Raw genomic sequence first — 24,235 nt, forward strand, 5'->3', positions numbered from 1 at the left:
CGGGCGAACCGCCGCTCGCGGGATGGGCTCCGGAATACCAGGACGCTTTGGAATTGATCGAAGTCACGACGTTGTTTTTCAACTACTTAGGCGTCGCCCCGATACCTAACCTGTGCGGTACGGCACAGCTTGTCTGATGGCGGCAACTGCATTAATGCACAAGGACACTGCCCGGGACCACCACCGCCATGCTGTTCAAGTCCGCCGATGAGTTCGTGAAGGCCCCGCGCCGCACCGTGACGGTGTTCGGCATGGCCGGCGTTGGCAAGACGCGGCTGAGCAATATGCTGCGCGCCTCGCGCTGGTTCCACTATTCGGCCGATTACCGCATCGGTACGCGCTATATGGGCGAATATATCGTCGACAATTTCAAGCGCGAAGCCATGAAGGTGCCGTTCCTGGCGGATCTGCTGCGCTCGGATTCGATCTATATCTCGTCCAATATCACCTTCGACAATCTCGACCCGCTCTCGAGCTATCTCGGCACGCCCGGCAATCCGGACCAGGGCGGCTTGCCGCTGGCCGAATATCAGCGCCGGCAGGAACAGCATCGGGTGGCCGAAATTGCCGCCCTGCAGGACGTGCCGCATTTCATCGAGCGGGCCAAGGAACTCTATGGCTATGACGACTTCATCGCCGACACCGGCGGCTCGCTGATCGAGGTGATCGATCCCTCCGATCCGCAAGACCCGGTGGTGCGGACGCTAGCGGCTTCTACCGCCCTTCTCTATATTCGCGGCACCGACAAGGACGCCACTGAACTGGTGAAGCGCTTCAAGCAGAGCCCCAAGCCGATGTATTACCGCCCCCCGTTCCTTGTCGAGAAGTGGGCCGAGTACAAGGCGCTCAACAACATCGCCGAAGACTGCGACGTCGACCCTGCCGGGTTTGGCGCCTGGGGGTTCGAGGCGCTGCTGCATGACCGCCTGCCCCGCTACCAGGCGCTAGCCGACAATTTCGGTTATGTGGTGGAGGCGTCAGACTTGGCGATGGTGCGCGACGGTGACGAATTCGTCGATCTCATGGCCACAGCGATCGAGAAACGCGAGCAGCGAATGCGTTAGCGCGTTCTCCCATTGGAGACGCGCACCTGCTTGAATCGTTTTCCGATCATTCTCGCTTAAGAGGCTGATATGCCTATCCGTATTCCCGACGACCTGCCTGCCCGCAAGACCCTCGAGGACGAGGGCGTCTATGTGATGGATTCCACGCGCGCCGCGCGGCAGGACATCCGTCCGCTCGAAATCGGCCTGCTCAACCTGATGCCCAATAAGGAGCGCACCGAGACCCAGTTCACAAGGCTGATCGGCTCGACGCCGCTGCAGGTGGACCTGACACTGGTGCGCATCACCGACCATCAGTCCAAGCACACGTCCGAGGACTATCTCAAGACCTTCTACAAGACCTGGGAAGAGGTGCGGACCAAGAAGTTCGACGGCTTCATCGTGACCGGCGCGCCCATCGCCAACCTGCCGTTTGAAGAGGTGCGCTATTGGCCTGAAATGCTCGACATCATGGAGTGGACCAAGACCAATGTGCACCACGCCATGTTCATCTGCTGGGGCGCGCAGGCGGCCTTGCACCACTTCCATGGCGCCAGGCGCTACCGCATGGACAACAAGGCTTTCGGCGTGTTCCGCCACCAGGTGACCAATCCGCGCTCGCCCTTCCTGCGCGGTTTTTCGGATAGCCCTATGATCCCGGTGTCGCGCTACAACGACATCGATCGGACCACGCTGGGGGAAAACCTCGAAGTGCTGATCGACAATGCTGAGATCGGGGTCTCCATGCTGGGCGATCGCAAGCATCGCGCGGTCTATTTCCTCAACCATCTGGAATATGACAACCGCTCGCTGGCCGACGAATATGAGCGCGATATCAAATCGGGGCTGGATACGCCGCCACCGGCCAATCTGTTTCCCAATGGGGACACCAGTGTCGAGCCGGAAAACCGCTGGCGCAGCCATGCACATCTGCTGTTCCAGAACTGGATCAACGAGATTTACCAGACGACGCCGTACGATATGGGCGAGATTGGGACGTAGCAAATGCAAACCGGCCCCGCGAGGGGCCGGTTTTTTTGTTGATGGATCGCGGCTGCGGAAGCAGCCCCCTCACCCGTCTCGCCCTACGGGCGATCCACCCTCTCCCACAAGGGGCGAGGGTTGGGATCCGAGTTCAGCCGAACCACCGAGCGTCCCTTCTCCCCTCGTGGGAGAAGGTGCCCGAAGGGCGGATGAGGGGAGCTATCCTTAGACCGCGATCTTGCCGCCGCCCTGCTTGGTGATGACGACCACCGAGGGACGCACCGGCATGGCGTCGTCGAAGTCGGGCCAGCGGGTCGACAGGTCCTCGTAATAGGACACGCGGCCAAAGCCTTCCCAATCGTCGCCGCCATCGGCGGGATGCTGCACGGCGACGAAGGCCGTTTCATCATCTGGGGTGAAGAGCGGGCCGCACATTTCGGCGCCGACAGGCACACGGAAGAACAGCTTGGAGGTCGCGCGGGCATCGCCCTCGGTATCCACCGCCCACAGGCCATCGGTGCGGCCCGTGCCCGAGGGGCTGTTGCCATCGGTTGAGACCCAGAGGCGGCCCAGCGAATCCACCGCGCAATTGTCGGGCATGCCGAACCAGCCATTGACGGTCGTGTCGGTGGAGAAGGTCGCGCCCACTTCGGCAATCGAGGGATCGCCGCATTTGAGCAGCACTTCCCAAGTGCCGGTAGTCGCAGCGAAATCGCCATCGGCTTCGGCAATTTCGATGATGTGGCCGAAGGCATTTTCGGCGGTCGGGTTGGCGGCGTCCACCTGCTCGGCCGTGCGGCGGGTATTGTTGGTCAGCATGACATAGACCTTGCCGTTGACGCCATTCGGCTGGATGTCTTCGGGGCGGTCCATCTTGGTGGCGCCGAGCAGGTCACCGGCGCGGCGGGTCTCGATGACAACGTCGGCCTGGCTGGCAAAGCCGTTGGCTTCGGTCAGCGGACCTTCGCCATACACCAGCGGCAGCCAGGCAATGGTGCCGTCTTCGGCGAACTTGGCGACATAGAGCGTGCCTTCGTCGAGCAGGTCCATATTGGCGGCGCGGTCATCGGGGTTGAATGTGCCGGCGGTGACGAATTTATAGACATAGTCGAAGCGCTCGTCGTCGCCGAGATAGAACACCACGCGGCCGTCCTTGTTGACGATCGACTCGGCGCCCTCATGCTTGAAGCGGCCCAAGGCGGTGCGCTTCTTGGGGATGGAATTGGGATCCATCACGTCCACTTCAACGATGTAACCGAAGCGGTTGGGCTCGTTCGGTTCCTTGGAGACGTCGAACCGGTCGTAGAAATTGGCCCATTCGTAGGAGCCCTCGGGAATGCCCAGGCGATCGTAATTCGCCGCTTCTGGGTGATCGGCCGGCAATTCGCCACCGAAATAGCCGTGAATGTTCTCCTCGGCCATCACATAGGTGCCCCAGGGCGTGACGCCGCCAGCGCAATTGTTGATGGTACCGAACACTTTCGTGCCGCTCGGGTCGGCATTGGTCTGCAGGCGCGCATGGCCAGCGGCGGGGCCGCTAATGGCCATTTCGGTGTTGACGGTGATGCGGCGGTTGAGCGCGCCGTCCTTGACCACGGCCCATTTGCCATCGGTCTTCTTGATTTCGACAATGGTGCCGCCATGGGCCGCCAATTCGATATCCACCTGCTCCTTGGTGAGCGGATTGAGGGTCATTTCGCCCTCGGCCAGCGTCACGATGCCAGGGAACATCAGGTGCGGATTGGTATATTCGTGGTTGACGACCAGAAGGCCATGTTCGGAGGAATCCTCGAAGGGGATATAGCCGACATAGTCGTTATTATAGCCGAACTGGCGGGCCTGGGCCTCGGCAGTCTGGGCGGTCGGATCGAATTCAGGCGCGTCGGGAAACAGGCCATCGCCCCAGCGCAGCAGGATATCGGCATCATAGCCTTCGGCGACGTGGTGAGTCTCGTCGATACCGGCTTCCACTTCGGGGAAGGAGAAGGCCGAGCCGCCGGCGGCCTTGGCATCCTGGGCGGTGAGAATGGCGAGCGGGCTGACGGTGGCGGCAATGGCCGACACGGCAAGCGAACCCTGGAGGAACCCGCGGCGCGAGAACCGCGCGCTGATCAGTTCGCCCATAGTGGGATTGGCAGTCATGTTGCGCGGCGGTGCATCGGCCGCTTCGAGCTGGGACGTCTTGAAAATGGGGGCCTGGTCGTTCATCGCGGAAAGCTCCTCAACAGCCTGGAAGTTTTGAACCATTCCAATCTGTAGGGTGTGCGGCTGACAGCCGGGCGACAATGACATGACGTTTTAACGACATCGTTTTTGGCTGGGGGCTCAAGCACTTGGCCGCAGGCGCGGAATCATCGCCTGTGGATAGCACGGCGATTGCGTCACGCATGCCGCTCTTGCATTGTGGCCGCCAGTCCTTACTTTCTGCGGGCACATGGGAGGCTCGACGTTTGGCTCAATCTCCAACCACCATCGTCGACGAACTGGGCATTGCCCTTGCCAATCTGAGCGACGCCGCAACCGGCGCTTTCACCCCGACATTGCGGTTGGGGGTGACCGGGCTGAGTCGGGCGGGCAAGACCATCTTCATTACTGCTCTGGTGCATAATCTGCTGGCCGGCGGACGGCTCCCGGGCTTCACGCCACTGGCCGAGGGACGTTTCATTGGCGCCCGGCTGGCCGAATATCCAGATGCGACCATTCCCCGCTTTGCCTATGAACGGCATCTGGAAGCGCTGACCGGCAAGACACCCACCTGGCCTGATAGCACGCGGCAGATTTCTCAACTGCGCATCGTACTCAAATACCAATCCAATCGCTGGTATTCGGGGCTGCGCGGGCCTTCGACGCTCAATCTCGATATTGTCGATTATCCCGGCGAATGGATACTCGACCTGCCGCTGCTCGGCCTCTCCTTTGCCGAATGGAGCGCCGAGGCGCTGGAGCGCGCCCATCGCCCCGGATCTGGCAAGGAGGCCAAGCCGTTCCTTGATCTGCTGGGCGCGATAGATCCGTATAAGGAAGCCAACGATCCCGATGCGGAAAAGCTGGCTGCGGCGTTTACCGACTATCTCAGGCGCAGCCGGGAGCATGGGGCGCTGTCCACCCTGCCCCCGGGCCGGTTTCTGCTGCCGGGTGATCTGGAAGGCTCGCCCGCGCTGACCTTTGCGCCGCTGTCGCCCTCGGACCAGCGCGCCCGCTCATCAAGCCTTTATGCCATGCTGGAGCACCGCTACGAGGCCTATAAGGACCGCATCGTGCGGCCCTTCTTCCGCGATCATTTTGCCCGGCTCGACCGGCAGGTGGTGCTGGTGGACACGCTACGGGCGCTCAATGCCGGGCCAGCGGCGGTGGCGGATCTCGAGACGGCGCTGACGGCGGTGCTGTCCTGCTTCCGGCAGGGCGAGAGCAATCCGCTGCTGCGGCCCTTCATGCGCAAGATCGACCGGATATTGTTTGCCGCGACCAAGGCCGACCATGTCCACCACACCAGCCACGACCGGCTGGAGGCGATCCTCAACCGGCTGGTGGCCAGCGCCAGCAAGCGGGCGCGTTTTGCCGGGGCCGAGACCAAATCCATTGCCCTGGCGGGCATCCGCGCGACGCGCGAGGGCAGCATTGTCGAGAATGGCGAGACGCTGCCCACCATTATCGGAACGCCCATGGCGGGCGAAGTCCTGGACGGCACGAGCTATGATGGCAAAACCGAAATTGCTCTATTTCCCGGCGACTTGCCGGAGCGGCCGGATTCATTGTTCGAGGATGGCACGCCCGTGGCATTGAATTTTTTGCGCTTTACCCCGCCGCAAAAGCTCGACCGCAATGCCACGGGCGACGTGGTGCTGCCCCATATACGGTTTGACCGCGCGCTGGATTATCTGGTGGGAGATTGGCTCGCATGAAACGTCCTATTGCCCGCCCGACCGCAGCCACCACCGAGAATAGCGAAGCGCTCCGCGTCCCGCGCGCCTTCGCGCCGGCCAAGGTGGAGATTGCCGAGGTCGACTTTGACCCGGCGGTGGACAAAACCCTCGCTGCGCCCCCGCCAAGACCCATGGGCTGGCTGGGTCGCTTGGCTTGGACCACGGGCGGCGTGCTGGTATCGGCCGGGCTGGGGCTGGCCGCCGACCGGCTGATCCGCGACCTGTTCGAGCGCAATGAATGGTTGGGCTGGGTCGGGATCGGCGTACTGGTGCTGTTCGTGCTGGCGGTATTGGTGCTGGCGGCACGGGAAATGTTCGCGCTGCGGCGGCTGAAAGTGCTGGATCATCTGCGGAGCGATGCCGAGCAGGCCACGGCCGACAATGACCAGCACAAGGCCAGGCATGTGGTGGAGCGGCTGGAAGCCATTTATGCCGCCCGGCCTGATCTGGCGCGGGCACGCCAGCATGTGGCCGATAACCTGCCGCATCTGTTTGATGGGCACGAAGCCATCGCGCTGGCCGAGCGCAGCCTGATGGCGCCGCTCGACGCCCGGGCCAGGACGCTGACGGCAGCTTCGGCCCGGCGGGTGGCACTGGTGACGGCAGTATCGCCGCGCGCCTTGGTCGATATTGCCTTCGTGATCTATGAGAGCATTCGGCTTGCCGGGGCCATTGCAGCACTCTACGGGGCCCGCCCGGGCCTGTTCGGCTCCTGGCGGCTCACTGGTGCCGTGCTGGCGCATCTGGCGGTGACGGGCGGCCTGGTGTTGACTGACGGCATTGTCGAGCAATTGGTGGGCCAGGGCCTCGCGGCCAAGCTATCGGCGCGGCTGGGCGAGGGCGTCGTCAATGGCTTGATGACGGTTCGGGTAGGCATTGCGGCCATGCGCGTGGTGCGGCCCCTGCCGTTCGAGACGCAGAAGCAGCCCATGGTGCGGGATTTTATTCCGGAGCTGACCAAGGTTACGGCGGATGCGGGGAAGGCCGGCTAAGTGTTTGCGGGAGCATCGCACCCCTCACCCTGATCATTCCGCTGAACGCAGAATGATCTGTCCCTCTCCCACAAGGGACGAGGGTAGGCATCGTGGATTGGGAGGCACCGCACCCTCCCTTCTCCCCTCGTGGGAGAAGGTGCCCGTAGGGTGGATGAGGGGGCCTATTCCGCCGCCTGCAATGGCTGATGCAGCACCACCCTGCCCTTGGGCCTGGGCATGGCGTCGGGATGGGCGTCGAAATAGCGCATCCGGGCGGCGATGACTTTGGGACGGTTATTGACCGCCCAGGCGCCCAAAGCCTGGAGCGGCACCTGCAGGTCGCGCCCCAATTCGGTCAATTCATAATCAACCCGTGGTGGAATCGATGGCGTTACCGTGCGGGTGACCAGGCCATCCATTTCCAGATCGCGCAGCGTGGCGGTAAGCACTTTCTGGCTGATGCCACCAATGACTCGCTTGATTTCACCGAAGCGCATCGGCCCTTCGCTGAGTTTGTTGATGATCAAAACGGTCCACTTGCCGCCGATCTGGTGCAGGATTTCACTGACCGGACGGCAATCGTGGTGGGGTTCAATTGGTTTCATTTAAGTGCCTGACATATCGCAAAAGTGCCGTCTTGCGGCATTGGAGACAGTCACTCATATTAGCGTCAGTCTCTAACGGATACCATAGGGTCCATCATGAAAACCGTCGCCGTCCTCGTTGGCAGCCTGAGCCCCGATTCCATCAACCGCAAGCTGACCCGCACGCTGGAAAAGCTGGCCGGCGGCAAGCTGAAGTTCGACTATGCCAATCTGGGCGGCCTGCCCCACCCGAGGCGGTCACCAAGTTCAAGCAGTTCGTCCCCGCTTTCGCGGGGATGACACTGTAGGTGGAACAAAATTTGGGGCAGTGCTGAGCCTTTGTCGGCTCAGTCCTTGGCCGCACTCGGCGCCAAAGTCAGCTTGAGCCCATCCAGTGCGTCGCTCATCAATATCTGGCAGGAGAGGCGCGAATTGGAGCGGACGTCGCCGACGCTGTCCAGCATGTCCTCTTCCTCGTCGCTGGGGGCGCCGACCACGTCCATCCAGTCCTTGTCGACATAGACATGGCAGGTGGCGCAGCTGAGCGCGCCGCCGCATTCGGCCTTGATGTTGAGGCCCCAGTCGCGGATCACTTCCATGGCGCGCCAGCCCTCGAGCCCTTCAAGCTCGTGGACGTCGCCGGCCTGGTCGGTGACTTGGATTTTCATGGGCGTTTCCTCAACTCCGGGGCGTCCATACCCCCCTCCCGGCCTCCCCCGCAAGGGAAAGCCCGCATACCATTCGACGAACCTGGAGGTTAAGCCACGCCCAGCTTCTTCTGCAGCTTGGTGGAGCTGGTGGTGTATTGGAATACCACGCGTTCGTCTGGCGAGACGATCTTCTTGGCGGCCTGGGCCATCAGGGCCGCTTCGTGGAAACCGGAGAGGATAAGTTTGAGCTTGCCCGGGTAGTAGTTGATATCGCCGATGGCGAAAATGCCGGGCACTGAGGTCTCGAACTTTTCAGTATCGACCTTGATCGTGTTGTCGTTGAGCTCAAGGCCCCAATCGGCCACCGGACCCAGCTTCATGGTGAGGCCGAAAAAGGGCAGCAGGCGCGTTGCGGGCACCGAGAGGTCACCGGCATCGGTGGTTAGATGCACATGGTTGATCTGCCCGTTCTCGCCATCGAGCTTGCCGATCTGGCCGGTCAGGAAGTTGATCTTCCCCTCGCCTACCAGTTCCTGCATCTTGTTGACCGACGCTGGAGCCGCCTTGAACACCGCGCGGCGGTGAACCAGCGTCAGCGAGCGCACGATGGGCTGCAGGTTGAGCGTCCAGTCGAGCGCGGAATCACCACCGCCCACGATGACCACGTCCTGGTCGCGGAAATCGTCCATCTTGCGGACGGAGTAGAATACCGACTTGTTTTCAAATTCTTCGATATTGTCGACCGGCGGACGCTTGGGCTGGAACGAGCCGCCGCCAGCGGCGATGACCACGACCTTGGCATGGAAAACCTCGTCCGCATCGGTTTCCAGCCGGAACGAGCCATCTTCCTGCTTCTGCAGCGAATTGACCATGCGGTTGAAGTGGAACTCAGGCGCGAAAGGCGCGATCTGGGCCATCAGATTGTCGGTCAGGTCCTGGCCGGTCACCACCGGGAAGCCGGGAATGTCATAGATCGGCTTTTCGGGATAAAGCTCGGCGCACTGCCCGCCGGGGCGGTCCAGGATGTCGATGAAATGACATTTGAGGTCGAGCAGCCCGAGTTCGAAGGCTGCAAACAGCCCGCAGGGGCCCGCGCCAATCACAACGACATCGGTGACGATTTCAGTGCTCATCTCAGACTCTTCTTAGGGCCATGCGGCCGAAATTCTTCTCAGGGTCATTCCCGCGCAGGCGGGAACCTCTGTTTCAGCAAAACGGGGGTTCCCGCTTTCGCGGGAATGACCCTGTGGGTTAATGTGACAAACCCGATCCACTTACCTCAATGGGCGCGGCGAAGGAAGGGGCGCGTGCCGGCGGGGATTTCTGTCAGTCCCGCTGGTTGGTAGAATAGCGCGACTTCGGGGAGACGGTTCTCGATCAATGCCTGGCGAGTCGGCTCATGGGTCACCACAAAGGCGTTGAAGCCGCAGCGGCGCATCAGCGGAATCTGATCCTGAAGGACATCACCTACCGCCCGAATTTCATTCGCATATCCGTAGCGTTCGGCTAGCAATCGGCTAACCGAATAGCCACGTCCATCGGTGAATGCGGGAAACTTGATGGCGATGGAGGCAAAACGGCCCAGATCGGCCTGCGCATCCTCGATCCGGTCACCCGGAACGATCAGCAGGCCCAGCGGATGCGGATTGGCCAGCACGGCATCGCGATTGGCGAGGAACACGGCCAGCGGCACATGCTTGTAGCTGACGCTCGCGGGATCGTCGCCTTCGGCCCATTCATGGAACGGGTCAGCGATGAAGGCGCCATCCTTCCACAGATTGTGTTTGGTCGCGGCAGTCATCGGCTTGGCGATCGCTCCGTTGAAATCGAAATGGATGCCGCACTCTTTTTTGTTGAGGCCGCGCCACCGGCCGGCACGCGGGTCCTCGCCCTCGGCAACCACCGAGGTGCAGGGCGCGCAGCCGATCGACTTGTAGCCCTTAGCGAAGAGCGGGTGCTCGGGCAAGCCGTGGTCGATCTTGTATTGGTTGACATCGGCATCGGAGAAATAGGCCAAGGGGTTGACCTTGATGCGATCATCACTCGTCAATTCGAAATGCGGCAGCACGCCGCGTTCCTTGGTCTGGAAGCGTTTGCGGCCCGTGACCCAGCCGCCATATTGCTCGGTGACCGGCTCAAGCGGCTCGGTCTTGCGAATATGGCAGCAGGAATCGGGGTCGGTTTCCCAAAGATCGCCATTGGGATCGAAGCGCTTCACATCCTCCGAATTGGGATGCAGGGCATGCACATTGATCAGGCCCAGATGTTTTTTCAGCGTCTCGACATAGTCGAGCGTTTCGCGGAAATGCTTGCCGGTTTCGAGGAAATAGACCGGCAGGCTCGGATCGACCTGCGCCACGAGATGCAGCAGCACGGCGGAGTCCGCGCCGAAGGATGAAACGACAGCCAGATCACCCGCGAGGATTTCGCTGGCGGCCTGACGGAGGACGCCGACGGCATCCATCTCGTCGAACATGCCGTTGAGGGCCAGAATGCCTAGCGCGCGCAATTTGTCATGCGCGGCCGGAACGGGGGCCAATTTAGGCATTGCCATAGAGGGCCTCCTTAAACGGCGCTTCGCCCAGGCGGCGATAGGCGGCAATGAAACTTTCATCGGCGCTTTCGCGCTTGGCGATATAGGTATCGACCAGCGTTTCGATGGCACCGGGCACCGCATCGGCCTCAAAGCCGGGGCCGATGATCTTGCCGACGGAGGCGTGCTCGGTGGCGTCGCCGCCCAGGGTGATCTGATAGAGCTCGCCGCCCTTTTTCTCGACGCCCAGAATGCCGATGTGACCGACATGGTGGTGGCCGCATGCATTGATGCAGCCGGAAATCTTGATCTTGAGATCGCCGATTTCAGCCTGCCGCTTGGGCTCGGCGAACTTTTTCGAGATTTCCTGCGCGATGGGGATCGAGCGGGCATTGGCCAGGGCGCAGAAATCAAGGCCCGGGCAGCAGATCATGTCGGTGATCAGCCCATTATTGCCTTCGGCAAGGCCGGTGGCGACCAGCGCGTCATAGACAGCGCGCAGGTCAGCAATGGCGACGTGCGGCAGGACCAGGTTCTGCTCATGCGTCACGCGCAATTCGTCGAACGCATAGCGCTCGGCGATATCGGCGATATCGTCCATCTGCTTGTCGGTGGCATCGCCCGGCGCGCCGCCGACCGGCTTGAGCGAGACGGTGACCGAAGCATAGCCGGGTTCGCGGTGCGAATTGATATTGTGGTCGAGCCAGCGGCCATAGGCCGGGTCGATGATGGATTGGTAAGCCACATCGATCTTGGTGGCCGGCTGCGCCTTGAACTGCGGCGGCGCGAAATAGGCCGTGATCCGGTCCACTTCCTCAGCCGGCAGGGTCAGCACCCCGCCGCGCACTTCGGCAAACTCGGCTTCCACCTGCCCCTTGATCGTCTCAAGGCCTTCTTCGTGCACCAGGATCTTGATGCGCGCCTTGTACTTGTTGTCGCGGCGGCCATAGCGGTTATAGACCCGCATGATGGATTCAAGATACGCCAGCAGGTGCTCATTGGGCACGAAGCTGTTGATCAGCTTGCCGATCATCGGCGTGCGGCCCAGGCCGCCACCAACCCAGACTTCCCAGCCGATATCACCGGCCGCATTGGTCGCCGCCTGCAGGCCGATATCGTGGAAGCGGATGGCAGCGCGGTCGTTCGGCGCGCCAGTCACGGCGATCTTGAACTTGCGCGGCAGATAGCTGAATTCGGGATGCAGGCTCGACCATTGGCGCAGGATTTCGGCAATCGGGCGCGGATCGATGATTTCGTCGGCAGCGGCGCCGGCGAAATGGTCGGCGGTGACATTGCGAATGCAATTGCCCGAGGTCTGGATAGCGTGCATCTCAACCGAAGCCAGCTCCTCCAGGATCACCGGAATGTCCTTGAGCTTGGGCCAGTTGAACTGGATGTTTTGCCGCGTGGTGAAGTGGCCATAGCCGCGATCATAGGTGCGGGCGATATGGGCAAACTTGCGCATCTGCTTGCTCGACAGCGTGCCATAGGGCACGGCGATGCGCAGCATATAGGCGTGCAATTGCAGGTAGAGCCCGTTCATCAGCCGCAGGGGACGGAACTGGTCTTCGCTCAGCTCGCCCGAGAGGCGCCGCTTAACCTGATCGGCAAATTGGCTGGTGCGGCCCGCAACGAAAGCCGCGTCGAATTCGTCATATCGATACATGACCGTCCTCATCCAGATGCTGGCGGTCGTAGATCTCGCCGTTCAATGTCAGGGGCGCGGTGGGGCCCGCCGCCCTAATGCGTTCGCGCAAGCGCTTGGGGACGATCACGCCGCCCTCCTGGCTCACTTCCTCGATCTCGAGGCTGATGACGCGACCACCGGCCTTGGTCGCCACCAAAGCGGCATCGCGCTCGGCAGTCTCTTCCTTGGAAAAGAGGCGGGCAGCTTGCAGGTCCTCGACCCATTCATTGTGGGCGTCGAGATAAACCGTCGCACCCGATATCAGCTCATTGCCGGTCAGAATTTCCATGCTGCTATGCTACCTTGAAGCTCATGCCGGTGAGCTGGGCGGCATCTGCCCAATCACCGGCCTCAACGGCTTCGCCTACGAAAATGATCGCCGGGCCATCGGCAAACGCCAGCGCATTGGCCGCCAGCGCCCCCAGAGTTCCGGAATAGGTTGATTTGTCGGCCCGGCCCGCATTGACCACGATGCCGATGGGCAGCGCAGCGCTGGCACCCTGCCCGATCAGCCGGGCGGCGACCTCGGGGGCGATGGACTTGCCCATATACAGCGCCAGCGTCAGGCCGGACTGGGCCAGGGCCGCCCAATGGGTCAGGTCACTATCGTCGGCGCCATGGGCGGTGGCCATGACAAAGCCGCTGGAGACCTTGCGCAGGGTGACCGGGGTGGCGGTGTCGGCTGCAGCGGCGAGCGCAGCGCTGACGCCGGGCACGATCTGATAGGGCAATCCGGCCTTGCGCAGCGCGGCGATTTCCTCGCCGGCGCGACCAAAAATCATCGGATCGCCGGATTTGAGGCGGGCAACCTTTTTGCCCTCTTTGGCGAGGCGAACGATCAGCGTGTTGATCTGGGCCTGCGAAAAGCTGTGATGGCCCTTGGCCTTGCCGACGGAAATCTGCTCGGCATCGCGACGGCCCATCTGCACCACCGCATCGGGAACCAATTGGTCATGCACGATGACATCGGCTTCCTGCAGCAGGCGCTGGGCGCGCAGGGTGAGCAGGTCTTCCGAACCCGGACCAGCGCCGATCAGCCAAACGACGCCATTGGCGTGGGCATTGTCGGCATGCTGGGCCAGCAGGGCTTCGGCGGCAGCAGCGCCCTGGCCTGCGGCTTCGGCGGCTTCCACGGCAGGCGAGGCGACCAGCGCTTCGTAAAAGCGGCGGCGGGCGGCGCCATCGTGAATCAGGCTCTCAACCTTCTGGCGCAAGCTACCGGCCAGCCTGGCGATTTTGCCGATGCGAGGCGACAGCATGGCCTCGATCCGGGCGCGGACGAGACGGGCCAGAACCGGCGCATCGCCTTCAGTGGAGATGGCAACGGTGAGCGGCGCGCGATCAACGATGGAGGGCGTGTAGAAATCGCATTCGGCGGGGACATCGACCACATTGAGCGGAATGCCACGGGCGCGGGCTTCGGCCTTGGCCAGATCGGCTGCGGCGCTTTCTTCGGCGACGAAAACCAGGGCGGCATTGTCGAGATCGGCGGCGATGAAATCGCGCTCGATCAGCTCGACAGGGCGGCCGGAAAAATCGGCTTCGATCTGTGCGGATACAATCACGACCTGAGCGGTCGTCTTAGTCACCAGCCGGGCTTTGTTGAGGGCTTCTTCACCACCGCCGACGATGACGATGCGCAGACCCTGTACCTTGTAGCTCAACGGAAATGTGTTGAGATAACCCATTGGAACCCTGTTGTGAGTGGCTGGCAAAATAATCCACTCCACCCCGAATACACAAGACGTTGAAATTCAATAGCTTTTATATTTCTCTGCCGGGGCATGGCGTGGAACGCCGACAATGGGAATACCACAAACCCGCTAAATGAATCTTTGCGGCAGGGGTGCGGAGAAAATTTTACTCTCTGCGACATGGCAGGGACTGGATTGCGCAACACCCACCAGGTCTCCCTCGGACTTGATCCGAGGGTCTTCTCGTATTCCTGCCGCGCTGAGAGCGGCCTTCGGATCAAGTCCGAGGGAGAACGGTGGGGAGGATAGTACAGGGTGTCGGCCCAGCGGAGTGTGTGCCGGGGAGAGTGCGCTGCTTAACCCTGGCGGCTGGGCACGTGCACCACCAGCCCATCCAGCTCGTCCTTGACCTTGATCTGGCACGACAACCGGCTGCTGGCTTTCACGTCGAAGGCGAAATCCAGCATGTCTTCTTCCATGTTGGACGGGCCGCCGACAATATCCGTCCAGGCGTCATCGACATAGACATGGCAGGTGGCGCAGGTGCAGGCACCGCCGCATTCGGCAACGATGCCCGGAATGCCGTTCATGATGGCGGTTTCCATCACGGTGGCGCCGTTCTGGCCTTCAGTCTCGATGCGTTCGCCGTCCTGCTGGACGAAAGTGATCTTGGTCATTGGTCTCTAAGGGCTTGCTGTTCACCAAGGATATAGAGGCTGGGGGACGGTTTAGGAACCCTGCGGATGGCAGATCCGCTTTGCACCCGCTGAGACCTCATGGTGAGCCTGTCGAACCACGAGGTCGGGAACGCAAATGGTGCCACGACCTCGTCCTTCGACAAGCTCAGGATGAGGTCTATTGGGGGAGGAATCTCAGAGCCCCAGCAGACCCTCAAGATAATGCCGCTCGATGCCGAACATGGCCTTGGTGTCGGCGATCTGCTTGAGGATCGCGTCACGGTCGCGGCCGGCGCGGCCGTCTTTTTCGGCGACGATCAGATTGTTCTTGGGCGTATGGGCGTCGGAGACGAACTCGAACACCTTGGTGCGATAGCCGTTCAGCTCAAGATAAAGCGCGCGCAGGGCGTCGGTGACCATTTCGGCCTGGCGCTCCATGAAGATGCCGTGGCGGAGCAGGTTCGATAGCGTGTCCTGGGGCTTGCCGGCTTCCATCTGGCGGCGGATTTGCTTGTGGCAGCAGGGGGCAACGGCGATCAGCGAGGCACCGGCAGCGATGCCCTTGAAGATGGCGTCATCGGTGGCCGTGTCGCAGGCATGCAGTGCAATAACGGCGTCGGCGCCGGTGGCATCATGGTCGAGAATGGTGCCGGGCTGGAAGCTCAGGCCGCCAAAACCGGATTGGGCGGCGGTGGCATTGCCATCTTCAACCAGCTTGTCGCGCATTTCGACGCCGACGATCTCGGCGGGACGATTGGCGACATTGGCGAGATAGTCGTAGAGCGCGAAATCCAGATACCCCTTGCCCGCGCCCATATCGACGATGCGGGGCTTGTCGGCCTTGATCGCCTGAATCAAGGGGGCAAAGATTTCGACCATCTTGTTGATCTGGCGGAACTTATCCTGCGCGTCGTTGCGCACGACGCCATCCTTGCCGGTAATGCCAAGGGCATGCAGATACGGCTTATTGGTCTCGGATAGCGGGCGGTTCTTGGCACGATTATGCTCGGTCGAGGGGGCTTCGCGGCCGGCAACGTCTATGCGCTTGAGGCGGATTTTGTCGCCATTGCGCTCGAAGCTGAGGTCGAACTCGGTCGTCGCCAGCTGGGCGCTGCGGAACTCATCCCTGAGGGCAATGCGCAGATTGCCCAGGGCCTCGGGCTGGATCTGGTTCTTGATGATGTCGCGCGTCTTGTAGTGGAAGGTGAAGCTGAACTTCTCCACCCCCTTGGCGACGATCTTCTTGACGTCGATGGATTTAAGATCGGGCTCGCCGCCGTGATAGCCAGCCAGTTTCAGCTTGACCAGACTATTGCCGGCAAAGGCCGATTTCACCGCGCTCAGGAACTCTTCGATACGATCGGTCAATGCCGTTCCTTCGTGGTGAGGAAGCGTATCCTGGGGAAATCCTGCTTGGCGCGATCGGCCCACCAGGCATTTTGCGCGAGGAAGACCGGGGAGCCGGTGCGATCCTCGGCAATGTTCATCTTCTGGGCGGCGATGAAGCGGTCCAATTCCTTGGGATCATCGCTCTCGATCCAGCGGGCCACTTCGTAATTGAGGCTCTCAAAGGTGATCGGCACGCCATATTCCTTGGCGACGCGCGAGGACAGCACTTCAAGCTGCAACTGGCCGACCACGCCCACGATCCAGTCCGCGCCGACGACACGGCGGAATACCTGAGTGACACCTTCTTCGGACAGGTCCGAGAGGGCCTTGGCCATCTGCTTGGTCTTCATATGATCGGTGAGGCGCACCCGGCGGATGATTTCGGGGGCGAAGTTCGGAATACCTGTCACATTGATCGTCGCGCCTTCGGTGAGCGTATCGCCCACCGAAAGAGTGCCGTGATTGGGAATGCCGACAATATCGCCGGCAACGGCCTGTTCGGCCAGTTCGCGGTCATTGCCGAAGAAGAACATCGGGTTGGACACGGCCATGTCCTTGCCGGAGCGGACATTCTTGAGGCGCATGCCGCGGGTGAAAGTGCCCGAGCAAAGGCGGACAAAGGCGATGCGGTCGCGGTGATTGGCGTCCATATTGGCCTGCACCTTGAACACGAAGCCGGTGACCTTCTTGTCGGCGGGTTCGATGGGCGCAGGAATGGCGGGTTGCGGGCGGGGCTCGGGGCCCCATTCGCCCAGTGTGCGGAGGAGTTCGGCCACGCCAATACCCTTGAGGGCCGAGCCGAACAGCACGGGGCTCAGATGCCCGGCATGGAAGGTGTCGAGATCGAAGGGCGGCAGCATGGCCGTGGCCATTTCGAGGGTTTCGAGCGCGATCATGAAAACCGGATCATCGACCAGCGCTTCGTTGTCCAGCAGGTCTTCGATGGCGTCATAGTCGGCAACAGGCTTGCCCTGGGGGCTCAGCACGCGCTTTTCCAGCAGGTCGAGATAACCGTGGAAATCGACGCCCTGCCCGATGGGCCACAGCACGGGGGTAAGATCGAGCGCCAGCTTGCCCTGGATTTCGTCGATCAGCTCGAGCGGGCTGAGGCCCTCGCGATCCACCTTATTGATAAAGGTGATGATGGGGATGTCGCGCAAGCGGCAGACTTCGAACAGCTTCAGGGTCTGGGCTTCGATGCCCTTGGCGGCGTCGATCACCATGATAGCGGCATCGACGGCGGTCAGGGTGCGATAGGTATCCTCGGAAAAGTCCGAGTGGCCGGGGGTGTCGAGCAGGTTCAGCGTCAGCCCGTCATAATCGAAGGTCATCACCGAGGAGGTGATGGAAATGCCGCGCTGCTGCTCCATTTCCATCCAGTCCGAGCGGGTCGAGCGAGTGCCGGACTTGCCGCGCACGGCACCGGCAGACTGGATCGCACCGGCAGCAGCCAGCAGCCGCTCGGTCAGCGTGGTCTTGCCCGCGTCCGGGTGCGAAATGATCGCGAAGGTCCGGCGGGTGCGATAGGGCTCAGTGATGGCGCGAGACGGCGTCTCGGCGGCGAGGGACATGCTCATGGAAACTTGCCTTTGGGCGCCCGACGCGGCGGGCTGCGAAGCGCAACAAATATTGGGCGCTCTATAGGGGAAGGCAAGGGTGGTGGTCAAATGGGGTGATCTGGGCGCGACCTCGTGGTTCGACAGGCTCACCATGAGGTCTACTAGGGAATCGCGGTCCTACACGTAGACCTCATCCTGAGCCTGTCGAAGGACGAGGGCGTGGCACGATCTGGGGCAAGACCTCGTGGTTCGACAAGCTCAAGATGAGGTCTACTGGGAGTCCTTATCCAGCACATCGCTGACAAACACGCTGACTTCCTCCACCGCCATTTTGAGGTCGTCGATCTGCTCGGGATTGATGCTCACCCCGGCCCTGGCATCGGCCTCCATACCCTTGGCGAGATCGGCAATAGTGAACGCGCCCACGCCCACGGCAGCGCCTTTGATGGTGTGGAGCGCAAAAAGCACCTGATCGGGGGCCTCGGCGGCCAGCAGCCGCGTCAGATAGGTTTTGATCGTCGTGTCGAACAGGCGCAGCACTTCGTGTTCCAGCGCGGCATCGCCCAGGCATTGCTTGGCCAGATGCACCAGATCGATGGGGCGCGACCTGCGCAGGAGGGGGACAGGCGCGGCTCTGTCGAGCGCGGGAAACCGCCGGGCCATCCAACGAACTCCTTAACAAAAGCGGTAACGCAGCCCACAGGGGCAAAACCGCCGGACAACCTTAGAAGCCCCGGATGAACAGGCGATTAAGCCACATCTTCGCCGTTCTTTGCCGTTTTTGATGCCCCTCGTTCTCCCCAAAAAATTAACCTTTGGGTAAGAAAGCGTTCGGTTTGAGTAAAATTGAATGTATGTATGGATTTTGAACCAGCGCGCGGCGGCGGTGGTGCGGAAATAATGCGCGGCATTTGCATCGAATTGTTTCCATTTGACCATCGGCCCGGAAACGGGTTGGGGGTTAACACACCGCCAGTTTGCCGCCCGATCGCTGTGAAGTCGACGCGAGAGTAGTAAAGAGTATGGCGCAGAATTCGACACCCCCAAACGATCCCGCCGCCCTGGCTTTTTCTGCCGTTGAAGACGCCCTCAAGGACTCGGTCTTCAATCTCGACAGCACGCCGGAAAAGGCACCGGAAAAGCGCGCGGCCAATCCCGCGCGGTCCGAGCGCCTGCGCGCCGCCGACAAGATCGCCCAGCAGGCCGGCGCCGTGGCCAATGACGATCGCTTCCCCACCTCCAAGCTGCTTTATACCCTGCAGAGCCGTTCTTCGGCCGCCCCCACCTGGGTAGCGCTGGCACTGTCGGTCATCTGGCTCGCGGTGACGGGCACAGCCGGCTATTTGCGCTATGGTAGCCAGCTCGGCAATTTCGGCCAGTTTGCCAGCAGCATCGATTTCATCGCACTCGCCGCCATCATGATCCTGCCCGTGCTGGGCTTTTTCGGTGTCGCCACCCTGTTCCGCCGCGCCCAGGACCTGCGCAATGCCGCGTCCTCGATCACCCAGGCCGCTATCCGCCTGGCCGAGCCTGAGGTCACCGCCGCCGACAAGGTCGCCTCGGTGGGCCAGGCCGTGCGCCGCGAAGTCAATGCGCTGGGCGATGGACTGGAACGCGCCCTTTCCCGCGCCGGCGAACTCGAAGTGATGATCCACAACGAGGTCACCGCGCTCGAACGCACCTATTCGGATAATGAATCGCGCATGCGCGCGCTGATCGCCGAACTGGCCAGCCAGCGCGAAAGCGTGCTCACCAATACCGAACGCGTACGCGAAGCCATCACCGAGAGCCATACCGGCCTGGTGTTCGACCTCGACATGATCAGCCAGCGCATTTCCGGCACCATCGTGGAAAGCGGCGGCAATCTGACCCGCGCGCTCGAAACCGCCGGCAACACGCTGACCAACGCCTTTGGCGAGCGGACCGAGAATTTCGTCTCATTGGTCGATAACCGCACCACCGACTTTATCTCGGCGCTGGACGATAGCGCGGGCCGCCTGTCGCTGACCTTCGACGACAAGACCGCGGCCATGACTGGCGCCCTTGACGAGCGCGCCGGCACGCTCAACTCTGGTGTCGAAAGCCGCATTGCCGCGCTGACCGACGCACTTGACGGCCACGCCGCGACCATTGCCGCCGCCATGGACGAGCGTACCCGCCTGATCGAGGAACGCACCGGCGCCATTGCGGGCAGCTTCGAAGACCGCACGGCGAACCTTGCCGGCCTGCTCGAAGGCACCAGCGGCCGCATTGCCGAGGCGATGGACAGCCGCACCGGCAACCTGGCCTCGGCCTTCGACGAGCGCGCTGAAAAGCTCGCCAACCTGCTCGACGGCACAACCGGCCGCCTGTCCGAAACGCTGGACGACACCACCGGCCGCCTCGCCGCGGCGCTTGATGAGCGCACCACCACCATTTCGGGCCTGCTCAGCGACGGCAGCACGTCCCTGCTCGGCCAATTGCGCGACCGCGGCCATGAAGTGACCGGCGCGCTGGACCTGATCGGCCAGAAGATCGCCGAGGACATTACCGGCCGTTCGCGCGAGGCCGAGGTGCTGCTCAACGCCCTCACCCGCCAGCTCGATGAATCGGTCTCCATCCAGCTCAACGCCATGGATAGCCGCCTGCAATCGGCGCTGATCGAAATCAACGGCGCGCTGGACGACACCTCCGACCGCGCCCGCATCACCCTGTCCTCCGCCGGGCAGGATTCGCTCAGCCAGTTCGACGCACGGCTGACTGAAATTGCCGCCATTCTCGATACCCGTCTGGGCACGCTCGACGGCGTCATCGGCGACAAGGGCGATAGCCTGATCGCCCGCCTTGAAGCACAGGGCACCAGCTTTGCCGCCCGCGCCAATGTGCTTGAAATGGCGCTCAACGAGGAATCCGGCCGCTTTGACAGCGCCATCAGCGAAAAGACCCGCGAATTGGGCGAAGTGCTGGGGGCCAAGGCCCGCGCCATCTCCGAAGACATCGGCAGCCGCAGCCAGGCCCTGTCGGAAAAGCTGGACGGCCATGTCAGCCTGATCGCCGGCACGCTGGACGAAAGCACCCAGAAGCTGGACGATATCCTGAATACCCGCGCCGGCGACATGAGCGAAGCCATCCGCGTACGCAGCGAGGAACTGGGGCAAGCCCTGTCCGCAGGCACCACCGAATTCGACCAGGCGATCTCGGGCCGCACGACGCGGCTGGCCGATACGCTATCGGAACGCACCTCGGCATTGTCGCTGGAAATCGAATCCCGCACGGGGAACCTCGCCAGCCAGCTCGATGAACGCACCGAATTGCTGGCTACCCAGCTGAGCGAGCGCACCGAAACGCTGACCAGTCAATTGGCTGATCAAACAGCCACGCTGACCGGCGCGCTGGACGAACGCTCGGCGCAACTGCGCACCACGCTCGACAGCGGCACCCAGCAATTGGCCCAGGCCGTCGGCACCCGCACCCTGGCGCTCAGCGAAGCGCTTGGCCAGCGCACCCAGGCGCTGTCGGACACGCTGGAAACGCACACCGCCTCGATGGGCGAGACCATCGGCCTGCGCACCAGCGAACTGGCCGACGCCATCGCGCTGCAGGGCGAAGAAGCCCGCACCAAGATCGAAACCTCGCTGCTCAACGTCACCGAGACCATGAACGAGCGCGTCACCACCATGTCGGACATGATCGCCGAGAAGGTGGCCGAGGTGAACACGCATCTGGGCACCGGCCTCGACAGCGCCATCTCGCGCATTTCGGACGCCGAGCATGGTGTTTCCGCCCGCATCGACGCGGCCAGCGCCACCGTGGGCGAAAGCGCCCGCAAGGCCGCCGACCTCATCGAGAGCGGGGTCAATTCGGCCCGCCGCGCCATTACCGACATGGTCGACCAGCGCCTGGGCACCCTGCCCGAGGCCATCACTGCCCGCGCCGATATCACGGCCGAGCGGCTGGCCGCGCTCAATGCCTCGATCAATACCTCGATCACCCAGTCCATGGCGGATCTCGAAGCCGGCGCCGACCGGATCGAGGAAACCATTGCCACCCGCATCACGGCAGCGACAGAAAATATCGCCACCGACGTCACCGCTACGGCCGACCGCATGGACGGCGCCGTGCGCAACGTGCTCGACCTGATCCGCGCTGCAGCGGGCAATATCGACCAATTGCTGACGGTCAAGGCGCCCGACGCGGTGGGCAGCATCGAAACCCGCCTCACCGACATCAACCGCTCGGTCGAAGAGCATACCAATGCCTTTGCGGCCCTGGTCAGCGACCGCTCCGACCAGTTGCAAAACGCCCTGCTCAGCCATGGCAATCTGCTGCGCGACGCCCTGGGTGACAATGCCAAGGAAGCCGAGGCCATCATGGCCGTCTCGACCTCGCGCATCCTCACCGACGTTACCGCCGCGCTCGGCAAGCTCAACGATTCCAACCTGCTGCTGCAGCGGGTGCTCGATGCCTCGACGGCCAATCTGGCAAACCTGGAAACCAGCGTCGCCCAGCAGACCTCGACCTATTCCAACACCATTCGCGACGCCATCGGGCAGACCGAACAGGCCGGCGTCATGGTCAGCCAGCATGTTGGTGCGCTGCAATCCACCATCCGCTCCATGGTCGACGAATTCTCGACCGTGCTCGGCCGGCTCGATGCGGAAGCGGCCAATATGCAGCAGGTTTCGAGCGAGCTCAGCTCGACCAGCGAATCCGCCCTCATCACGCTGGAAGATCGCCGCGGCGCCATGGATGCCCTGGCCCAGAGCTTTGCCAGCCGCGCCGACGATATCGATGGCCGCATGCGCATGTTCGCGCAATCCATCGCCGATACGGTCAACGATACGGAACGCCGCCTGATCGGCGCCCGCCGCGCCATGGACGAGGCTTTGCAGGCCACCACCGGCTCGGTTGCCGAAACGCTGGAAGCCACCACGGCCACCATTACCGAGGCGATCCAGTCCTCGACGGCCGATGTCAACGACGCGCTCTACCAGACCAACCAGCGCTTCACCTCGACCCTGTCGAGCAATGCCACCCAGGTGGATGGCGCCGTGCAGCGCGCTGCCGAAGCGGCTGCCAGCGCTCTCAACCAGACGGCCTCCTCGGTACGCCTGGCGCTCAACGACCAGACCAGCCAGGTCAACAACGCACTGGAAGAAAACGCCGCCAAGGTCAGCGATGTGCTGGCTTCGACCGCCGGCAATGTCACCGACGTGCTGACCACCACGACCAGCACGCTGGCCGACACGATTGCGGATTCGACCGCTTCGGTGCGCGGGGCGATCGCCTCCAATACCGGCCAGCTGCGCAACGCCATCGACCAGACCACGGGCACGTTCCGCCAGGCGCTGGACGAAACCTCGGGCGAAGTCAGCAGCCGCCTCGGCGATTTCCGCGACAGTGCCGACGCCGAGGGCCGCCGCGCCAATGCGGCCCTGCAGCAGGCCCAGCAGCAGATGATCGCCGAAATGCAGAAGGCGATGGAAGAAGCCACCCAGCGCTTCAACGACACCGCCCGCGCCATGCGCCAGACGGCCAAGGAAGTGGGCAGCGAACTCGAAGCCACCCGCGCCGAACTGGCTCGCGGCGTCAACGAGCTGCCCGAGGAAACCCGCGCCAGCGCCGCTGCCATGCGCCGCGTCGTGGCCGAGCAGATCGAGGCGCTGAGCGAACTCAATGCGATCGTGCGCAGCCAGCCGGCCACGCTCGACCTCAACGACCGCCGCCCGCCACAGCGCCCTGCTTCGCGCACCGAACCGCGTCAGGAAGCCCCGGCCTATCAGGCCCCGCGCGAAACCTATCGCGAGCCGCCGCGCCAGACGCTGGTCGACCCGATCCGCACGACCGAGCCCGTCCGCCAGCCCGAGCCTGCCCGCGCCGCAGCGCCGCAGCGCGATGTCGACGCCCAGGCCGCGGTGGAAGCCGATGCCGCCCCACAGGGCGAAGGCGGCTGGCTGCGCGACGTGCTGCGCAATGCCACGGCCAAGCAGGCCAGCACCCAGCAGCCGCAGGCGGGCCTGTCGGGGCTGACCGACGAGATCGCCCGGGCCATCGACGATGGCGCGCTGGCCGAAGCCTGGGCCCGTTACCAAGCCGGGGAATCCAACGTATTCTCGCGCCGCATCTATACGCTGACCGGCCAGGGCACCTATGACGACGTGCGCAAGAAGCTGCAGCGCGAACCCGACTTCGCCCGCACCGCGCAGGCCTATATGAGCGAGTTCGAGCAGCTGCTGAAACGCGCCGCCGCCGGCCCCCGCCCCGCCGCCGAAACCCGCGAATACCTGCTGAGCGATCGCGGCAAGGTCTATACGACCCTGGCCCATGCAAGTGGGCGGTTGAGCTAAGGCTTGGTACAGAAATTAAGAAGGCCCTGGGAAACCGGGGCCTTCTTGTTGGTGGGACGTGAGAGGAAGAAAGGAAACAGAGGTTCCCGCTTTCACGGGAATGACACTTCGGAGTTGGCAGCTTCGCGCGGAACTCCACCCACCCACAATGTCATTCCCGCGAATGAAGTGCCACGACCTCGTCCTTCGACAGGCTCAGGATGAGGTCTACT

The 24,235-nt window shown here is 62.6% G+C and carries 18 protein-coding genes; 6 read left to right on the forward strand and 12 right to left on the reverse strand.

All coding sequences use genetic code 11. The features are described 5' to 3' along the window. Window positions 1-188 precede the first annotated feature (188 nt). Window positions 189-1,064, forward strand: coding sequence for a hypothetical protein (locus tag FF80_RS12600; protein WP_035100914.1), 876 nt, complete (start codon window positions 189-191; stop codon window positions 1,062-1,064). A 69-nt stretch (window positions 1,065-1,133) separates the two neighbouring features. Then, entirely contained in the window at window positions 1,134-2,045 is a 912-nt protein-coding gene (gene metA / locus FF80_RS12605; protein WP_035100917.1) for a homoserine O-succinyltransferase, read from the forward strand. 207 nt (window positions 2,046-2,252) lie between these two features. On the opposite strand, the gene FF80_RS12610 is transcribed toward metA, so the two are convergent. Then, entirely contained in the window at window positions 2,253-4,235 is a 1,983-nt protein-coding gene (locus FF80_RS12610) for a PhoX family phosphatase (protein WP_035100919.1), read from the reverse strand. A gap of 242 nt (window positions 4,236-4,477) precedes the next feature. Between FF80_RS12610 and FF80_RS12615 the strand changes: the two genes are divergently transcribed. Beyond that, complete coding sequence (locus FF80_RS12615) at window positions 4,478-5,929, forward strand: YcjX family protein (RefSeq protein ID WP_035100922.1); 1,452 nt, start codon at window positions 4,478-4,480, stop codon at window positions 5,927-5,929. After that, the gene (locus tag FF80_RS12620; RefSeq protein WP_035100923.1) at window positions 5,926-6,942 is read left to right on the forward strand and encodes a TIGR01620 family protein; all 1,017 of its coding nucleotides are present in this window, start codon (window positions 5,926-5,928) and stop codon (window positions 6,940-6,942) included. The genes FF80_RS12615 and FF80_RS12620 overlap by 4 nt, the downstream gene beginning before the upstream one ends. A gap of 164 nt (window positions 6,943-7,106) precedes the next feature. Here FF80_RS12620 and FF80_RS12625 read toward each other — a convergent pair whose 3' ends face one another. Further along, window positions 7,107-7,529, reverse strand: a complete 423-nt coding sequence (locus tag FF80_RS12625; RefSeq protein ID WP_035100926.1) for a helix-turn-helix domain-containing protein — start codon at window positions 7,527-7,529, stop codon at window positions 7,107-7,109. Between the two features lie 96 nt (window positions 7,530-7,625). Here FF80_RS12625 and FF80_RS12630 point away from each other — a divergent pair, with 96 nt between their 5' ends. Then, complete coding sequence (locus FF80_RS12630) at window positions 7,626-7,808, forward strand: hypothetical protein (protein ID WP_035100929.1); 183 nt, start codon at window positions 7,626-7,628, stop codon at window positions 7,806-7,808. A 47-nt stretch (window positions 7,809-7,855) separates the two neighbouring features. Here FF80_RS12630 and FF80_RS12635 read toward each other — a convergent pair whose 3' ends face one another. The 10 genes from FF80_RS12635 to FF80_RS12680 form a co-directional block, all read right to left on the reverse strand. Beyond that, the gene (locus FF80_RS12635) at window positions 7,856-8,176 is read right to left on the reverse strand and encodes a 2Fe-2S iron-sulfur cluster-binding protein (RefSeq protein ID WP_035100932.1); all 321 of its coding nucleotides are present in this window, start codon (window positions 8,174-8,176) and stop codon (window positions 7,856-7,858) included. Between the two features lie 89 nt (window positions 8,177-8,265). Then, complete coding sequence (locus tag FF80_RS12640) at window positions 8,266-9,291, reverse strand: NAD(P)/FAD-dependent oxidoreductase (protein ID WP_035100935.1); 1,026 nt, start codon at window positions 9,289-9,291, stop codon at window positions 8,266-8,268. A gap of 146 nt (window positions 9,292-9,437) precedes the next feature. After that, a complete protein-coding gene (locus tag FF80_RS21405; RefSeq protein ID WP_081917421.1) occupies window positions 9,438-10,712 on the reverse strand; it encodes a phosphoadenylyl-sulfate reductase in 1,275 nt (424 codons plus the stop codon). Further along, entirely contained in the window at window positions 10,699-12,357 is a 1,659-nt protein-coding gene (locus tag FF80_RS12650) for a nitrite/sulfite reductase (protein WP_035100938.1), read from the reverse strand. Before FF80_RS12650 ends, FF80_RS21405 begins: the two co-directional genes overlap by 14 nt. Then, on the reverse strand, window positions 12,344-12,667 hold the full coding sequence (locus FF80_RS12655; RefSeq protein ID WP_052153493.1) for a DUF2849 domain-containing protein: 324 nt from the start codon (window positions 12,665-12,667) through the stop codon (window positions 12,344-12,346). Before FF80_RS12655 ends, FF80_RS12650 begins: the two co-directional genes overlap by 14 nt. 4 nt (window positions 12,668-12,671) lie before the next feature. After that, window positions 12,672-14,066, reverse strand: coding sequence for a siroheme synthase CysG (gene cysG, locus FF80_RS12660; RefSeq protein ID WP_035100941.1), 1,395 nt, complete (start codon window positions 14,064-14,066; stop codon window positions 12,672-12,674). A 362-nt stretch (window positions 14,067-14,428) separates the two neighbouring features. Next, on the reverse strand, window positions 14,429-14,749 hold the full coding sequence (locus FF80_RS12665; protein WP_035100944.1) for a 2Fe-2S iron-sulfur cluster-binding protein: 321 nt from the start codon (window positions 14,747-14,749) through the stop codon (window positions 14,429-14,431). 195 nt (window positions 14,750-14,944) lie between these two features. After that, window positions 14,945-16,117: an SAM-dependent methyltransferase gene (locus FF80_RS12670; protein ID WP_035100947.1), complete on the reverse strand. Its 1,173-nt coding sequence runs from the start codon at window positions 16,115-16,117 to the stop codon at window positions 14,945-14,947. Continuing rightward, window positions 16,114-17,715 carry a peptide chain release factor 3 gene (locus FF80_RS12675; RefSeq protein WP_152558371.1) on the reverse strand — a complete coding sequence of 534 codons (1,602 nt, stop codon included), beginning with the start codon at window positions 17,713-17,715 and terminating at the stop codon, window positions 16,114-16,116. The genes FF80_RS12670 and FF80_RS12675 overlap by 4 nt, the downstream gene beginning before the upstream one ends. A 252-nt stretch (window positions 17,716-17,967) precedes the next feature. After that, window positions 17,968-18,360: an Hpt domain-containing protein gene (locus FF80_RS12680; RefSeq protein ID WP_052153495.1), complete on the reverse strand. Its 393-nt coding sequence runs from the start codon at window positions 18,358-18,360 to the stop codon at window positions 17,968-17,970. 359 nt (window positions 18,361-18,719) lie between these two features. On the opposite strand from FF80_RS12680, the gene FF80_RS12685 reads away from it, so the two are divergent. Continuing rightward, window positions 18,720-24,023 carry a hypothetical protein gene (locus tag FF80_RS12685; protein WP_035100949.1) on the forward strand — a complete coding sequence of 1,768 codons (5,304 nt, stop codon included), beginning with the start codon at window positions 18,720-18,722 and terminating at the stop codon, window positions 24,021-24,023. Window positions 24,024-24,235 lie beyond the last annotated feature (212 nt).

It is taken from the genome of Devosia sp. LC5, from assembly GCF_000735585.1.
Classification (GTDB): domain Bacteria; phylum Pseudomonadota; class Alphaproteobacteria; order Rhizobiales; family Devosiaceae; genus Devosia.

Excerpts from the sequence above, each read along its gene's own strand:
- FF80_RS12630 (WP_035100929.1), top strand. The coding sequence starts at position 7,626 with ATGAAAACCGTCGCCGTCCTCGTTGGCAGCCTGAGCCCCGATTCCATC.
- FF80_RS12685 (WP_035100949.1), top strand. The coding sequence starts at position 18,720 with ATGGCGCAGAATTCGACACCCCCAAACGATCCCGCCGCCCTGGCTTTT.
- FF80_RS12635 (WP_035100932.1), bottom strand. The coding sequence starts at position 8,176 with ATGAAAATCCAAGTCACCGACCAGGCCGGCGACGTCCACGAGCTTGAA.
- FF80_RS12640 (WP_035100935.1), bottom strand. The coding sequence starts at position 9,291 with ATGAGCACTGAAATCGTCACCGATGTCGTTGTGATTGGCGCGGGCCCC.
- FF80_RS12680 (WP_052153495.1), bottom strand. The coding sequence starts at position 18,360 with ATGGCCCGGCGGTTTCCCGCGCTCGACAGAGCCGCGCCTGTCCCCCTC.
- FF80_RS12675 (WP_152558371.1), bottom strand. The coding sequence starts at position 17,715 with ATGAGCATGTCCCTCGCCGCCGAGACGCCGTCTCGCGCCATCACTGAG.
- FF80_RS12665 (WP_035100944.1), bottom strand. The coding sequence starts at position 14,749 with ATGACCAAGATCACTTTCGTCCAGCAGGACGGCGAACGCATCGAGACT.
- FF80_RS12655 (WP_052153493.1), bottom strand. The coding sequence starts at position 12,667 with ATGGAAATTCTGACCGGCAATGAGCTGATATCGGGTGCGACGGTTTAT.
- cysG (WP_035100941.1), bottom strand. The coding sequence starts at position 14,066 with ATGGGTTATCTCAACACATTTCCGTTGAGCTACAAGGTACAGGGTCTG.
- FF80_RS12600 (WP_035100914.1), top strand. The coding sequence starts at position 189 with ATGCTGTTCAAGTCCGCCGATGAGTTCGTGAAGGCCCCGCGCCGCACC.
- FF80_RS12610 (WP_035100919.1), bottom strand. The coding sequence starts at position 4,235 with ATGAACGACCAGGCCCCCATTTTCAAGACGTCCCAGCTCGAAGCGGCC.
- FF80_RS12625 (WP_035100926.1), bottom strand. The coding sequence starts at position 7,529 with ATGAAACCAATTGAACCCCACCACGATTGCCGTCCGGTCAGTGAAATC.
- FF80_RS12620 (WP_035100923.1), top strand. The coding sequence starts at position 5,926 with ATGAAACGTCCTATTGCCCGCCCGACCGCAGCCACCACCGAGAATAGC.
- FF80_RS12650 (WP_035100938.1), bottom strand. The coding sequence starts at position 12,357 with ATGTATCGATATGACGAATTCGACGCGGCTTTCGTTGCGGGCCGCACC.
- FF80_RS21405 (WP_081917421.1), bottom strand. The coding sequence starts at position 10,712 with ATGGCAATGCCTAAATTGGCCCCCGTTCCGGCCGCGCATGACAAATTG.
- metA (WP_035100917.1), top strand. The coding sequence starts at position 1,134 with ATGCCTATCCGTATTCCCGACGACCTGCCTGCCCGCAAGACCCTCGAG.